Consider the following 15,176-nt stretch of genomic DNA (forward strand, 5'->3'; position numbering starts at 1 on the left):
TGTCCGATGAGCAGTCCCGGCTGCACAGCCGCGTGCCCTTCCAGGTGCGCACGCACACTGCATTGGCACATTCGTCCGGCCCGTAGGTGTCGCATGGCTCACCGACGGCACGTTTGGAGACAACGGCCGCCCCCACGGGTTGGGGACGCCACTCGTGCACCACCGTGTCGGCGGGCTCAGCAGGTGGCTGCGCCTCGGGTGAGGGCCCCGCTTCCTGGGCGCAGCCGACAACGATGAAGCAGAGCGCCAGGAAGACCTGGCGACACCGGTGTAACGAGGGCTTCGTCATTCAACCATCTCTTGAGTCCGCTAGGGACTCCAGGGTTGGGAGGAGGGTGTAACGGAGTTCTAGAGCGTCAATGCCTGATATTCCTCAGGCTTTATTGCAATTGAGTAGCTCCCTCTTCCGGCTTCGCCACTGCCTCCGCTTGAGGGAGCACCGATAGGTCTGCCCCACCACGACGTGATCTCGGCGGTGCCCTCCTGGCGGATCAGCGTGCTCTCCTGGGGAATCTGCGTGTAGGAGTCGATGGTGTGGCCTGGGGCTGCGCCACGGTGCTGGCGCCGGAGTACAGGCCATGCTGCGTAGGAGGGATGTAGAACCTGGCGCCACCCGCCACCAGGTAGCGGTTCGAGTTGTCGATGCTGAAAAGGATGTAGCCGTCCGGCACGGACGCATCTCCCGCGAGGAGGGACTGCAAGGAACGAGGCAGCACGCACAGGCTTTCCTCCGTTCACGAGAGTGGGATGGGGGCCCCTGACCCCTTCGGAGAAGTACCGGGATTGGCGGACGCGGGACATCGCCATGACGCCAGTGGCACCAGGCGTGTGGCGAAGCGGCCCAAGGCGTCCGTGAGTTGGCCAGGGTCTCGGCGGGATGGGAGCACAGCTCCTCCTCACCTGCTTGGGGGAGAGGACGCGGTGACGCTGCCGCGGATGGCGGACCGGCTGCACGAGCGCATCGCCGGCTCCCGGCTCCTCCGGTGCTTCACGGCGGCCACATGAGCCACCTGGAGCAGCCCGAGGCGGTGAACGCCGCCATCTCTACGTTCCTGGACGAGATGACGGGAGCCCGCTCCAGGTGGAGTGAGGGCTTGCGCAATCCCTCACGGTCATGTCTGGGACTGAATCTCGGGCGCGCTCAGCTCTCGGCGGAGGGCGCGGACTCGGACGCCCGCGGCTCCTCGCTCACGGAGGACTGCGGCGCGATGGGGGCGCGGCAGTAGTCGATGCAGAGTTGCTCGGCGCCGCTTCAGCGCGCCTCAATGAGTTCGATCGCTCGCGTTGCGTCCGCCCCCAGCGCTGGGTGCGGCTTCATCCCGCGCAGCGCATCCAGCGCCCCCGATGCCTCACCCCCCATGAGCCCGAGCGTGACGATCGCAAGCTGGCGTCGTGCCACGTCCGCGGAGTCATCTCTCATGAAGGCCGCCAGCGCTGCCGCACTGACGGGGCCGCCACTTCGCAGCGCGAGCCCGATGGACTCCGTGTCACCGAGCTTCCGTGCGAGCGACGCGTAGTCGGGCACATATTCCGGATCCAGGACACGCCCTTCCGGCGTGAAGTGAATGAGTCGTTGATTCACCTCGAGTTCCAGCACGCTGAAGTCTCCCGCTCGATTTTCGAGGCGCCGGGTGATCACGAAAACCGACGGTGACGGAATCGACTTCGTGTCGAGGAACACCCGGTAGTGGCGCTGCGAACCTTCGAGCAACAGGCTGTGCGACGTTCGCCGTGTCTCGGTCACCGCCAACCGTTCATCGAGCGTCCGTGGGTACGTGATGCGTGCCGTGGGACTTTCTTTCGGCGGTGGTTGGGCGACCTGCTCTTGCGCCAGCTCCAAAGCGTGCTCTGGCTCGAAGAAATCACCAGACTCATCGGCGTACGCAATGCCATCGGTGATGGAAGCGAGCACACCCCACACAGCCACCGCACTCGCGAGCTGATTCAGGTCGGCTCGCGTCACGAGTGAAACGACGAGTTCCTGCTTCGCCACGCGCTTGCGGACCTTCGCCGTCAGCTCCGCATCAGCGATCGGCTCGACCCGCCATTCGAAGCCCGCGTCGTAACCCTGGAACGTCGCCGGCCAGAACCCACTGTCGTCGCGAGTGTTCCACTCGGGGGCGAGTCGGAGGGCAATCTTCGCCTTATCGAGCGCCGCGTTGAGTTGGGCCGCGGTCGGTAGTCGCTGGGTGCGCAGAAAGACGGAGTGCGTGATGGACATGCGCGGGTTTCTCCCTCGGACTCGCGATGCAACCAGGTGCTCGCGACGCGCCGTGCTGGAGCAGGCGAAACGCTCATCCTGGATCAAGCCTGGTGAAGAGTCGGAAGCGTGGCGGCCATTCGCGCGAGCAGCGGGCGCGTGCGCTATTGCCCCTGCCGGATGCGCACGAGGCGGCGGCCGTTGGAGTCCGTCACGCCCACGAGCAGGTCGGAGCCCAGCGACGACAGCAGGTCCACGCTGGTGCACGCATCGGCGGCGGTGAGCACCGGCTCGCGGGCGCCCACGCTGACGGGCTGGTTGCCTGCAAGGCCGGGCGTGAGCGAGAAGCGCGACACGTCGGTGACGTCGAAGACACCCGCGCTGTTGGCGCCGCGCGCCATCGCCACGCCGTTGCCGAAGGCGGCAGCCGCGTTGAAGTCACTGCCCACGTCCACCGCGGGCTCGTCGGCGAGCACCACCGGGGTGCGGTCGGCCACGGCCTGTGTCAGCTTCGCGTTCCCCACGGCGTGGGCCACGTTCACGAAATCACCCGCCTGCGCCCCCGTCTTCGCATAGCCGAACACCGCGATGCTGTTGGTCGAGTACGCGGAGAGGCCACTGGTACCGACCCCCTGCGAGGGGAAGGTGACCGCCTTCACCGCGACGTAGGGCCTGGCGGACGTCACCAGCGCGTAGACACCGAGGGTATTCGACACCCTGTCCACGGGGCCGCCGTTGATGAAGAACGCGTCCGCCGTGCCCACGGCGCTGACGCTGGTCTTCGCGTCGAAGTAGCTGGCCTCCTCCCGCGCGGCCGGGTCCACGACGGAGACAACGCCCGGGTAGTTCACCTCCATCTTGGTGTAGCCCGTGAGCAGTCGCGTGCCGTCGTATGCCAGGAAGTGCGAAGGGAAGGTGTTGGCGGCGTTGGCCCGGTCCGCGGGTGCCAGAATCGTGTCGATGGCGGACGCCCCCGGCTTCACGTCCGGCCAGGTGCCCAGCGCGACGAGATCGCGGGTGGCGGCCGTCACGCGCAGACCGAAGAGCGAATACGTGGGGCCGGGCGTGGACACCACGGCGAGCACCTCCGGCGACAGCTCCGCGGACTCCTCGGCCGTGAAGCCCGCCTGGAGCTGAAGCGTGCCCAGCTTCGCGTCCCGGGGCACCGAGGCGCACGGATCCGTGCCGCCGTCTGGCAGCGTGCCGCCGTCCGTGCCCGCATCGGAGCCCGTCCCGCCATCGGAGCCCGCGTCGGCCCCGCCGTCTGGCGGCGTGAGGTCGACGGCCCGGCAGACGTGGTCGACGCAGGTCCAGCCCTGGCCTTCGGTGACGGGATTCTTCTCCTGACAGTCGAAGGCGGTCACGCACTCGTCGTCGCCGCAGCCCGTGCCGCCCAGCACCACCGCCAGCAGCGCGCCCACCAGCGCCGCGCGCTGGCCCTTCGTGCCCACTCGCTTCATGTCGGTCCGCATCGCGTCTCGCTCCCTGCCCGTGCGCCCCGGCCTGCGAACGGGTCCTTCCTGGAGCAAAGAAGCGCGGCCCCGGAGCAATGTCAATGCGGCGTGGGCTCCGCGCGCGTACGGCCCGTCTGGCCCAGACCCCAAATACCGGCCGCCCGCGTTGCAAGCGGCGCGGGTCCAGCTCGCGAGCAATGATTGCTCGCAGCCGGGGGATGCCAATGCGCCCTTGGGAGGGGACTTCGATGCTCCCTGGCCATGCCCACCCAGGAGCGCAACAGAGCCAATGGCCCTCAGGGCGCGCGCAGGTAGTCCCGCACGTCAACGAGCTCGTATTCGGGGGAGGTCTCGGCGACGAACTGGAGGATGGGCAGGTGGCCCGCGCCGATGATGAGCAGGACGCGCTCCTCGGGTGCGGACATGAGCCGCTGGAGGTTGCGGAAGATGCGCAGGTTGCGGTTGTACCAGGCCGTCCGCAAGTCCACGCCGAGGTAGCCGTCCTCTCCGTCCACCTTGAAGTGGGCGATGGAGTACGCGCCGTGCCCCTGGCGGATGCGCTCCGGTGAGTTCACGTAGCGCAGGTGGTCGATGAGCGACTGACGCGTCTTCAGCTCGTCGTCATGCGTGTAGAGCTGGTTGAAACGCGCCTGCCACTTCGGGTCGAGCGCCGCGACCTGTTTTTCATCCACCGCGTAGTACAGCTGGTCGAGCACCTGATGCGGGGCTGAGTCGATGGCGTAGACCTTCGGATGCCCCAGCTTCTTCGCCAGCCGGAAGCCCACCTGGTCGACCTCATTCGCCGTCAGCTCGGCGCGGCCTGCCACATAGTCCTGGTACTGGGCATCCAGCTTGTCCTGATGGGGGACGTTCACCTCCACGGCGATGCGCGTCGGCTGGAACTTCGCCAGCGCTTCCACCAGGGCCTCGACCTCGCGCTGCCGCTCCGGAGAGAGCACCTCCAGCCTGTGCTGGGGCTTGTACTCGTCCAGCCCCGCGTCCTTGAAGTGGAACGTCCCCAGCATCATCAGCCGGGGCTTCGGCTCCTTCGCGCCGAAGAAGTCAGGCGGGCTCTCCTCGGAGGCTTCGGGCTTCGGGACCGGCGCGGACGCACAGGCGAGCAGCGGGCCCAGCAGGCACAACCAGAGCAGGCGCTTCGGAATCCGGGACATGGGAGGTTCTGGGGTAAGGGGGGATGACGGCTGTCCCCGCTACGCGCCACGCCCGGCTTGATTGCACTCCGAGGAGAGGGCAGTCCCAGGTGCTCCAGAATGGCGCTCACCCCTGTTCTTCTCCGCGGGTCCGGCTGAGCCGCGAGGGGGCAGTTGGTGAAGCAAACGCTAAAGCAAGGCCTGGCAACCCGTATGGGATTGCCAGGCCCCTGGCTGCCTTCGCGGCTAATTGCAGACGCCGTCGCGGTCCGCGCAGTAGGCGAAGCAGGACGACATATAGACACCCAGGATGCTGGTGCCGTCGCAGCAGTAGCACATCACCCAGGAAGCGTTCTTCTCAGCCGCGTCGGCGGTGGGACCGCAGGTCGCCTCGCACTGAGCAACGGAACCGGTACACGTGGTGCCGTCCGCGCATGCAGCGACCACCTCTTCGTCGGACGTGCCACCACACCCCGCCAACAGCCCCAATGCCATCAAGCCCGCGACGATTGCCATTCGCATGTGTATGTCTCCCGGTTGATTGCTGCCCGGCCACCATAAAACGGGGTGTCTCCCCTCTGGGAATTTGGGTCGCGAACACCTCATGCACTGACGGAGTGCGGGGCCTCTCGAGGATGGCCCGGTACCGCACCTGCCGACCGGTAGGCAATACGTGGTGACATGAGGTGCCAATGCTCGGGGTGTGGGGGAGCGAGACGAGGGGTGCGGATTTTTCTTCGTATGTTTCGCGGGAGTTACGAGCGCAGGCGGGCCGTCACCGGATTGATAGGGAGGCCGTCAGGCAGGGCGCCTAAGTTGCGCGCTAGACCCCGTCACGCAGCTTGGAGGTTTTCATGCGTCGCATTCACATGCTGGCTGGTGCTGTTCCCCTCTTCGCGGCCACGTCCGCGCTCGCGCAGGCACAGTTCATCACTCCGTCGGAGGGCACCCGCTCGGTGTCCGCCACCGTCATCGCGAAGGACGCCGGCATCACCAACGTCAACGCGTCCGACTCGCGCCGGACGAATGGCTTCGAGGACTTCAACGAGAGCCTGGAGCTGAAGGCCAGCAAGCAGCCGCAGTACGACGACACGCACAGCCATGCGGACTCGAATGGCTCGGGCACGGAGACGTCGAGCATCACCAGCTCCCGCATCAGCGCCGAGGTCCGGGCCACCGCGAATGGCTGGACGCAGGCCACCGGGCGCGGCTACGCCACGGGCAACGCGGACTTCTACCTGACGTTCCAGCTCAACCGCTTCGCGCGCTACGCGGTGTCCGGCGATGCGACGGCGGACACGACGGCGGGGGTGTACGGCGGCTCCACGTCGCTCGTGTACATCGCGAGCCTCACCACCGGAGAGCCGGTGCTGTCCATCGACATCGGCAACACGGACTCGGGCTCGGTGCGCCGCAAGGGCTGGCTGTTCCCCGGGCCCTTCACGCTGCAGGGGGACGTGTCCGCGCTGGTGGACGCGCGCGAGGGCACCGCGGGCACGGCGACGTCGTGGTGGAAGATGGACATCCAGTTCTTCTGCCCGGCCGACTACGACACCAGCGGCACCGTGAATCAGGCGGACCGCGACGCGTTCCTCAACGCGTGGAACGCGGGCAGCCTGGACGCGGACGCGGACAGCAACGGCGTGGTGAACAGCACGGACCGCACCACGTTCCTGCTGGCGTACGGCTCTGGCTGCTGAAGCAGTCGCTTGAAGCACCGGTGCGGGAGGACGACATCCCGCACCGGTGTCCCAGCACGTCTGGTAGACGCACTGGCGGACGCCGCCGATGCACCGGCCGAAGCTGCCCCCCCGGGTCCATGCAGTCGCTGCCGCGGACGCCCGTCGTGCCAAAGGCGCTTCGGACCCTGCGGCACTCAGGGCGAAGCCGTCTGCTTCCCCGTCAACGCAGCTCCTGCAGCCGCGCGCGCATCCGCTCGAGCGTCGCCGGGTCCTTCTCGGAGGCGAGGTGCTCCTGGAGGATGAGCGTCTGGGCGACGTTCAGCGCGTCTTTCGCCGCGGCCTTCACGTCCGGCTCCACGCCCGTGCTCTCCCAGTCGGTGTGCGTGACGGGGCTGATGGAACGGCCCATGGGGATGAACGCGCCGAAGTGGGTGTCGAGCCGTCGCATGTCCCCCGGGTGCGCGCCGCCGCCCGTCACCTCGCCGACCAGCGTCGCGCGCCGCAGGTTCTTCATCGCGTACGAGAAGTCCTCGGCGGCGGAGAAGGTGTCGTGGCTGGTCAGCAGGTACACCTTGCGCTCGGTGCCGTAGCGCGGGCCGGCCACGTCCGTGCGGGTCCACATCTCCACCGTGTGCTCGCCCTCGCGCCAGTAGATGTCGTTGAGGTGGGTGCGCTGGTCGAAGAAGTAGCTGGCCATCTGCGCCACCGCCTCGGGCTCCCCACCCCCGTTCTTGCGCAGGTCGATGATGAGGCTGCGTGTGTCGGCGAGCAGCACCATGGCCGCGGCCACCTTGGGCGCCGCCAGGTCCGCGGGCGCGAAAGCGCGCAGGTCCAGGTACCCGATGTTGAAGGGCAGCCGCTCCACGCGCTCGAATCCCGCGTTGAGCCGCGCCACCTCATTCCTCATCCCGGCGAGCTGCTCGGCCGAGGGCTCCTGCTTCCCGGTCTGCTCGGGCAGGGGCGCCTCGCTGTACGCGACGTGCAGGTGCCCGTCCTGTACCGCCTCCCGCATGTCACGCGTGAGCGCGACGGCGAACGCCTCGGCGCTCTGCACGGCGTCGTACGCGCCGGCGCGCTGCCTGGCGCGCAGCACGCCCTCGAGCGCCTGCGCCTTCTCGGGGAAGACGTAGCGCTCGCGCAGCTCCCGCACCAGCACGTCCACCACCCGGGCGCGCGTGGCGGCGTCCACCGCCATGTCCTTCTGCTGCGGCCTCCGAGGCGCCGCCCGCGGGGCGGCCCGGTCCGCGGGCGCGGGGCGGGCCGTGGCGCACGCGGGCGCGGCGGTCACCAGGCACAGCAGGGCGGTGGCGTGGAGAAGAAGGGAGGGCTTCTGACTGCGCGTCGTCGTCATCTCGGATGTCTCCGGGGTGGGGTCGAGCACGTCGACCGGGTGCCCTCCCTACCGTCGGGCGCCGGTTTGATTGCATGCTTATTTAATTGCTTATACGATTTCCCGGCGGGTTGCTCTTCCAGGAGACGCGGGCATGAAGCGAGGACTCGGTACTCAGCTGCGGCACCTGCTCGAGCTGCTCGACGGCGCGGTGGCGCGGGCCTACGCGCAGGACGGGCTCACGTTCCGGCCGCGCTTCACGCCCGTCGTGCGCGCGCTCCTCCAGGCCGAGCCGCTGACCCTCGGGCGCATCGCCGAGCTCGCCGGCATCACGCAGCCAGCGGCCACCCAGACGGTGGCGTTGATGGCCAAGGAGGGCCTCGTCACGGTGGCGCCCGGCGAGGTGGACGGGCGCCAGCGCCTGGTGCGTCTGAGCGACGAGGGCCGCGCGCTGCTGCCGCGCCTGCAGCAACACTGGCAGGCCACCGCCACCGCGGCCGAGCAACTGGACGCCGAGCTCGCGGCGCCCCTGTCGCGTGCGCTGGAGGGCGCCATCGAGGCGCTGGAGGCCAGGCCCTTCGACGTGCGCATCGCCGAGGCGCGCGCGGCCAGGCCCGGGCGCCACGGCCGCCGCACCGGTAGGGCGGGCCCGCGGTAGGGCTCTCATCGGCTCCACTTCCTGATGGATGCGAGGAGACACGGGTGGCTCCGGGGCCACGCTCCCCGGAGCCGCTTCGAGCCTCAGGCCTCGAAGAATGCGGTGTTCGGCGTCGCGTCCAGGTAGGGCTCCAGGTCCTCGGCGATGTCATCCGGGAGCAGCCGCAGCGCCTCCTCGCGGAAGGGGGTGAAGTCACCGCTGGAGATCGCGGCCCCCAGCGACGACTCCGGGAGGGCGTACTGGTCGACCTGCTCGAACGCCGACAGCGCGTCGCCGTTCTCCTGGATGAACTCGAACGCCGCGTCCCCGCTCAGGCCAAACGCGGCGACCGTCTCGAAGAGGAACCGGGCGTTGCCCATCGGCTCGTAGCTCCCGAGGTCGTCGGAGAAGGCGAACAGCGGCGGCTCCGTCTGGGTGAGCAGCTCCCGGACCTGCCGTGGCTCCAGGCCCAGCGCCTGCATCCGTCTCCCGTAGCCGCTGCTCGTGCCCCCCAGGAGCAACTGCACCTCCGCTTCCGAGAGGCCGAGCGTGTCCTGGAGGATGTCGGTCGCCTCGTCCACGGAGAAGTCCTCGAGGCCGGGGCCCAGGTCGCCGTTCAGGAGGCCGCCCACCGTGCGGAGCACCTCTCCCGCGACCGTGGCCACCACGTCGACCGCGGTCCCCGCCACAGGGACGAAGCCGGCGATGTCTCCCGCCAGCGACACCACCGAGCCGGCGAGGTTGAACACGTCGCCCGCGGAGACGCCGTCCCGCAGCGCCTGGACGTCCTGGTACGCCTGGATGGCGTCTGCGCCCAGCCCGAGCAGCGGGACGAACTTCGCGCCGAACTTCGCCACGTCGGTGGCCGCACCCGTCTTGCCCAGGGTGTTGAGGACGCCGGCGGTCAGCTCGATTCCGTCGGCGGACGAGGTGAGGGTGTTCTTGATGGCCTCCAGGTACTCGCCGTCCGCGAGCTGGGAGGGCAGGTCATAGAGGCCGAGGCCAAGGGTGGCGACCGACAGCGACCTGCCCAGCGGCGACTCGTTCCCCCAGGCGTCCAGCATCTCCTGCACCTGGTCCTGCGTGAAGGTGCCCGCGCGGATGTCCCGGATGTCCGTCAGCATCTGCTGGATGTCGCCAGGGATGTTCGCGAGCGCGTGGCCCGTCTTCAGCTCCTTGACCAGGGAGCTGAACTCCTTCATCGCCACGTCGAAGCCGCCCTCGCCTGCCTCGGCGATGGCCTCCGCCTGCGCGTTCGGTACCGCCGGCGCGAGGATTTCATCGGACAGCTTCTGCTCGAAGTCGCCGCCGTACTCCTTGCTCAGCGCCTTGGCGAGCCCGGCGTCCTGGTTGATGCGCCCGGCGAACCGGAGGGCCTCATCCGCGTGGTTCGGCGTTTCGGCCAGGGCCTTGTAGCCATCGAAGAGCGCCTTCGTCGCGCCCGGGTTTCCCCGCGCCGCGAGCGCCTCGAGTCCGGCGGTGCTGGCGGTGAGCGTCTCCGAAAGCGTGTCTCCCGCCGCGCGCGCGGCGTCGCGGATGTCCGCGTTGTCCTCCCGCTCCCAGAAGGCTTCCTTGTACGCCTCGATCTCCTCCGGCGTCAGCGCGGGCCCCAGCTGGGCGAGCTCCGTGTTGAGCCGCGTCTCCACCTGGGTCAGCTCTTCCGCCTTGGCTTCGTAGTCGGCGCGGACCTCGTTGATGGCATCCACCGACGTGTCGCGCAACGCATGGCCCGCCTCGACGCGTCCGAAGTCGTTGATCAGCTTCTCCGCCACCGCGGAGGAGAGCTTCCCTCCCACGCCTTCCTTGGCCAGCTCGACCAGCGCGTCGTCGAACCGTCCCAGTTGAGCCGAGCCCTGGGGCACCGCCTCGGAGAGCTTCTTCGCGACCGAGGTGGCCACCGCGTCGCGCCCGGCCTGGCCGGCGCGGCTGGCCGTCGCATCGAGGTCGCGGAGCACGTCCCGGTTCGTGTCGTGGTCGACACTGTCGTTCTTCACGCCGTTGGCGAGGTCCGTGGAGATGCGGTCGAGGGTGGGCTGCGCCGCGGCGATCAGCGTGTCGACCTGGGCCGGGTGGGTCAGGGCCTCGGTCTGGGAGCGGAGCTCGGCGGCGGCGGCCGTGGCCCCTCCGGACGTGTAGGCCGCCTCGATTGCACGCGATGCCTCACGCACGGTGGACGCGCCGCCGGTGGCGGGAGGGGTGAGCACCACGGGAGCCCGGGCCGACGCTTCGAACGTGCTCTGACCGGAGAACCCGGCCGGCTTCCTGGCTGGCTGCGGCGCCGGGGTCTCCTTCTTCGGGGGAGGCGGGGGCGGAAGAGGGGTAAGGATTCGCCTGAGAAGTCCGTCGATCATGGCCAGTGCTCCTTTGGCCAGTAGGTACGACGGCCCCGCCGTGACGGTTACAAAGAGGTGAGGGGAAAAAGCCGTCCCGCACGTTGCTTCGAACGGAAACGCAGAAACGCTTTCCGGAGCCCCACGCTCATCCTGGGCGCGGAGGACTCAGCCAACGGCAAAAGGGGACAACACCATGAAGCGAGCGTCCATCGTTGTTTCGGCGGTGATGATGTCGGTCGGATTCGCCAGCACGGCCCTGGCGGCCCCCATCACCGTGAATGGTTACGTCTGCGCGGCGACGTACACCCGGCAACCCAACGTCACCTACGGTCAGGGCTACGTGGTCGTGCAGGTGAACACCGGGGCGAACTGCACGGGGAGCTTCGTCGGGAGCTACTACTACCTGGGCTCGGGCGCCTCGGCCGGCGGCTACCAGTACAGCGAGGCCGAGCGCCTGGGCCTGTTCGAGCGCGCCACCCAGGCCGCCACGCAGGGCACGCCCGTCAGCCTGTACGTGGAAGGCGCGGGCATCGGAATCCTCAACACCACCTACCGCGGCAACTGACGGCGGACGGATGCGTGTTGGCGTGCGGGAAGAAGCCTTCCCGCACGGCGCTGCTTTCGGGAGGGGGCCGCACAACCAGCATTTCGAGGGTCCTACGTATGAAGGGCGGACCGGGGTTCCCGCCTCGAAGCGCCTGTCCTCAGGCGTTCCTCAACGAAAGTACATTCACCATGCAGATGCAGAAATGGCTCGTGTCGACGGTGCTCGGACTCACCCTCGTGGGAGGCGCCGGCTGCGGCCCCCAGGAGCAGCCCGCCCCCACTCCCACTCCCGAGACGACCCAGCCCCAGCAGGAGGACGAGGGCCGCACCGTCTCCGCCATGGCCGCGACGACCATCACCTGGGCGGACTTCACCCGAGCCCACACCACCACCTCCCTTACGTGCATCAGCGCCAGATACGCGCATTCGTGTGCCTTCTGCGCGAGCAACAACGACTACCAGCTGGAGTACTCGAACAGCACGTGCACCGGCCCGAACGACACCTTCAACTCGTGCATCACCTGTGACAAGGCGTGGCTCACCGACATCCAGCCCATCTATCTGCCGGACGGTGACCTCATCAACGTCATCGTCGAGCACAACGCCGCGTCGCCGGATGTGGTGGAGTTCCGGCTGGAGTCCGGCTCGGCCGTGACGTGGTGGAAGCAGGTCGGCCTCGTCGGCGGCGGCGACCACTGGAAGGTGTGGAACGAGAACGGCAACGCCTGGTGCAACTGGCCCTCGGCTTCGACGGCCAACTGCAACACCAACTCGCAGTGGACGAGCATCGTGACCGACCCTGGGTCGTACTTCGTCTTCAGCAAGGCGAAGGGAATCTTCGCGGTCCACACCGAGATGTACAAGCTCTACAACCTCGCGGACCGGCTCAGCGGCGGCGACCGCGTGACCTTCCGCTGGACCAAGGACTGACGTCCCGTCGCGACGGGGCCGCGCACCGGCCCCGCTCGCTTGACAGGAGGTGGGAGCGATTGCCAACGCCAGGCAGCGAACTCCCACCAACGCTTGATCGTGGGAGCTGGCCCGGTTGTCGAGCATGTGCGCGCTGAGTCCCTTAGCGCCAGCCTCACCTCCGGTGGCGGAAGCCTGTTGGACCTGGGAGCCGCCGGTCCTGACCATCACCCTGACGTCCCGGTCTTCCTTCTGCTCCCGGAACCTCCAGCGGCGTTCGACTCCCATCATCCCGTGCGCTGCTACCCTCTGCCTGTCTGCCTGGAACCGAATCGTCGAGCAGGTACCCGACAAGGGCTGGAGGACTCACATGCACAAAGCCGGAAAGGTTTTTTCTGCCTGGTTATTGCTCACACTCGCCGTGGCCGGGTGTCATCAAGCGGAGGACTCCACGGGCTCGGTCCGGTTCGTGGCGTCAGTGGGGCAGTCGCTGAGTGTCAGTGACGTGGCCCGAATGACCGTGACCTCGTCGGGACCCGGCATGCCCTCGGTCAACCAGGACCTCACGCAGACCCACGGGAGGTGGGGCGGCGTCATCACCGACGTGCCCACCGGCCCTGACCGGCGTTTTCTCGCGCGGGCCTTCGATTCCAACGGAGACCTCCTCTACGAGGGGCAGAGCACCAACGTCACCATCACCGCCAACCAGACAACCCTGGTGGCCATCACCCTCCAGGAGGTGAACCCTCCCGAGCCTTTCGACAACGAGGCGCCCGTCATCGGATCCGTGGTGGCGTCCCGGACCAGCGTGCCCCTGGGCAACACCGTCACCCTGAACGCGAGCGCGTCGGACCCCAACCCCACCGACACGCTGACCTATCGCTGGACGGCGACGCAGGGCTCCTTCAGCAGTACGTCCGAGGCTTCCACGACCTGGACCGCGCCCTCCACGGCAGGCATCGCCTCGCTCACCCTGGAGGTGAGGGATTCACAGGGCACCATGGTGGCGGTGACGCTCTCCATCAACGTCACCCATGGGACGGAGGAGGGGCGCGCCGCGCTCGACGTGCAGTTCAACAACCACCCGGTGGTCGCCCGGGTCCACAGCACCGCGGCCCGGGTGGACGTCGGGCAGGCCGCCGAGGTGACCGTGATGGCTTCCGACAACGACAGCGACACCCTCGGCTACCAGTGGTCGGCGAGCTGTAGCGGCAGTTGGACCCAGGCGACGTCCAGCACCGCGCGCTTCATTCCCTCCGCCCTTCCAGAGCGCGCATGCAACAACTGCCGGCTCACCGTCGCCGTCTCCGACGGGAAGGGGGGCAGCACCACCGGGAGCTTGTCGCTGTGTGTGGTGTCCACCTCGCCCACGCGCTTTCCGCCGTCCATCATTCGCGCCTACCAGTCCTCGCCAACCGCCACCCCGGGGCAGACGCTCAGCTTCCAGGTGGAGGCCAGTGACCCCCAGGGCAGCACGCTGTCCTTCCAGTGGTCGGCCGACATCGGGATGCTGGGCACGGCCGCGAGCGGGACCACCCGCGGGAGCAATACCTGGGATGCGCCCCGCTGTGTGCCCGCGGGCGCCCCGGCGACCATCACCGCCACCGTCACCAACAGTTACGGCCTGTCGGACACCACCCGCTTCCCGGTGACGGGGCTGCCCACCTGCACGGGAGGAAGGGCCGTCTTCAGCTACACCGGGGCGGACCAGTCGTGGACGGTGCCCACCGGCGTGAACCGCGTTCGCGTGAAGCTGTGGGGCGCGGGCGGCGGCGCGGCGCGGTCCGGGAGCGGCTCCGCCGGTGGCGGAGGCGCGCTGGCCACCGCCATCCTGGGCGTCAACCCGGGGGAGCCCCTCACGGTCATCGTCGGCGGGGGAGGGACTCCGGGGGATGTGCTCGGCACTCCGGCCGCGGCGTACGGAGGAGGCGGCGCCAATGGGGTGCAGAACGGCGCGGGGGGCGGAGGGCGCTCGGCGATTCGCCGCTCCACGTCCGAGTACGCCACGGCAGGCGGTGGCGGTGGGGCTGGCGCGGACTCGGATGGCACCTACGGCGCTGGCGGGCCTGGCGGCGCACGCGGGCTTGACGGCAAGGATGGCGCCACGACCGATGGGACCTACGGACTGGGGGGCAAGGGCGCCTTCAGCCATGCGGGAGGAGCGGGGGGCACGAGCGTGGGCACGACCTACACGGCCCAGGCTGGCTCTCAATTCAAGGGCGGGGATGCCTCGGCGCAGTGGTGGTCCGGCGATGGGGGCGGCGGGGGCGGCGGGTATTTCGGCGGTGGCGCGGGCGGCGGTGACGTGAGCGGCGGTGCCGCGGGAGGGGGCGGTGGAGGGGCCAGCTATGCCCCCGATGGCAGCGTCCTCGCCGGGAGTGGCCGCAATGCGGGCGGCATGCAGGACGTGGACTACGTCGCCGGGATTGGCATGGGCGCCCAGGGTGGCACGGGCGGCCATGGCCGCGTGGTCATCTCCTACGACGTCGAGCAGTACCCGCTCTCGAACGCGATGCGGTGCAGCACGCGCCCGGGCCTGAACCTGGGGGAGGGCCAGCTCGCCTGCTACGGCGTCTGGGATTACGGCAACGCCTTCGGCAATGACATGGACATGTGCGACGACGAAAACCACGGTCCCACGACGGGCTGTGTCGTCAGCACTCCCGCCTGCGCGAGTAGGAGGGCGACCGCCGTCGCGCACGTCACCCCTTCGTCCGCCAGCAGCGCCCAGTTGTCGGCCATCGCGGCGAACCTCGGCGTGTCGACCCAGGTCTTGAAGGAGGGAATGGCCCGAATCTGGGCATACAACTGCTCGAGCAGCACCCCTTAGGCCCTCCCCCCTGACCCTCCCCAGCGACACCTCGCCAGGGCTCACGCTGATGACGCGGCTGCGTCCCCCGGGGACGCAGCCGCTTCGTCCTCCCGGGACGCGCA

12 protein-coding genes are annotated in these 15,176 nt (G+C 68.8%); 6 read left to right on the forward strand and 6 right to left on the reverse strand.

Annotated features, from left to right (window positions below):
* Positions 1-1,001 precede the first annotated feature (1,001 nt).
* Entirely contained in the window at positions 1,002-1,226 is a 225-nt protein-coding gene (locus JYK02_RS37210) for a hypothetical protein (RefSeq protein WP_207057703.1), read from the forward strand.
* Between the two features lie 26 nt (positions 1,227-1,252).
* On the opposite strand, the gene JYK02_RS37215 is transcribed toward JYK02_RS37210, so the two are convergent.
* The 4 genes from JYK02_RS37215 to JYK02_RS37230 form a co-directional block, all read right to left on the reverse strand.
* Complete coding sequence (locus tag JYK02_RS37215; RefSeq protein WP_207057704.1) at positions 1,253-2,221, reverse strand: hypothetical protein; 969 nt, start codon at positions 2,219-2,221, stop codon at positions 1,253-1,255.
* A 143-nt stretch (positions 2,222-2,364) separates the two neighbouring features.
* On the reverse strand, positions 2,365-3,660 hold the full coding sequence (locus tag JYK02_RS37220) for a hypothetical protein (protein ID WP_207057705.1): 1,296 nt from the start codon (positions 3,658-3,660) through the stop codon (positions 2,365-2,367).
* Between the two features lie 290 nt (positions 3,661-3,950).
* Positions 3,951-4,826, reverse strand: a complete 876-nt coding sequence (locus JYK02_RS37225; protein ID WP_207057706.1) for a DUF5694 domain-containing protein — start codon at positions 4,824-4,826, stop codon at positions 3,951-3,953.
* A 225-nt stretch (positions 4,827-5,051) separates the two neighbouring features.
* Complete coding sequence (locus tag JYK02_RS37230) at positions 5,052-5,327, reverse strand: hypothetical protein (RefSeq protein ID WP_207057707.1); 276 nt, start codon at positions 5,325-5,327, stop codon at positions 5,052-5,054.
* Positions 5,328-5,659: 332 nt separating this feature from the next.
* Here JYK02_RS37230 and JYK02_RS37235 point away from each other — a divergent pair, with 332 nt between their 5' ends.
* The gene (locus JYK02_RS37235; protein WP_207057708.1) at positions 5,660-6,505 is read left to right on the forward strand and encodes a GC-type dockerin domain-anchored protein; all 846 of its coding nucleotides are present in this window, start codon (positions 5,660-5,662) and stop codon (positions 6,503-6,505) included.
* 202 nt (positions 6,506-6,707) lie between these two features.
* Here JYK02_RS37235 and JYK02_RS37240 read toward each other — a convergent pair whose 3' ends face one another.
* On the reverse strand, positions 6,708-7,838 hold the full coding sequence (locus tag JYK02_RS37240; RefSeq protein ID WP_207057709.1) for a S41 family peptidase: 1,131 nt from the start codon (positions 7,836-7,838) through the stop codon (positions 6,708-6,710).
* Between the two features lie 133 nt (positions 7,839-7,971).
* Here JYK02_RS37240 and JYK02_RS37245 point away from each other — a divergent pair, with 133 nt between their 5' ends.
* Positions 7,972-8,475, forward strand: coding sequence for a MarR family winged helix-turn-helix transcriptional regulator (locus tag JYK02_RS37245; RefSeq protein WP_207057710.1), 504 nt, complete (start codon positions 7,972-7,974; stop codon positions 8,473-8,475).
* 83 nt (positions 8,476-8,558) lie between these two features.
* Here JYK02_RS37245 and JYK02_RS37250 read toward each other — a convergent pair whose 3' ends face one another.
* Entirely contained in the window at positions 8,559-10,658 is a 2,100-nt protein-coding gene (locus tag JYK02_RS37250) for a hypothetical protein (RefSeq protein WP_207057711.1), read from the reverse strand.
* 322 nt (positions 10,659-10,980) lie between these two features.
* On the opposite strand from JYK02_RS37250, the gene JYK02_RS37255 reads away from it, so the two are divergent.
* From JYK02_RS37255 to JYK02_RS40655, 3 genes are all read left to right on the forward strand, one after another.
* Positions 10,981-11,352, forward strand: a complete 372-nt coding sequence (locus JYK02_RS37255) for a hypothetical protein (RefSeq protein ID WP_207057712.1) — start codon at positions 10,981-10,983, stop codon at positions 11,350-11,352.
* Positions 11,353-11,522: 170 nt separating this feature from the next.
* Complete coding sequence (locus tag JYK02_RS37260) at positions 11,523-12,263, forward strand: hypothetical protein (RefSeq protein ID WP_207057713.1); 741 nt, start codon at positions 11,523-11,525, stop codon at positions 12,261-12,263.
* Between the two features lie 520 nt (positions 12,264-12,783).
* A complete protein-coding gene (locus JYK02_RS40655; RefSeq protein ID WP_207057714.1) occupies positions 12,784-15,072 on the forward strand; it encodes an Ig-like domain-containing protein in 2,289 nt (762 codons plus the stop codon).
* The last annotated feature ends 104 nt before the right edge of the window (positions 15,073-15,176 follow it).

Source organism: Corallococcus macrosporus, assembly GCF_017302985.1.
In the GTDB taxonomy this organism is placed as follows: Bacteria; Myxococcota; Myxococcia; order Myxococcales; family Myxococcaceae; genus Corallococcus; species Corallococcus macrosporus_A.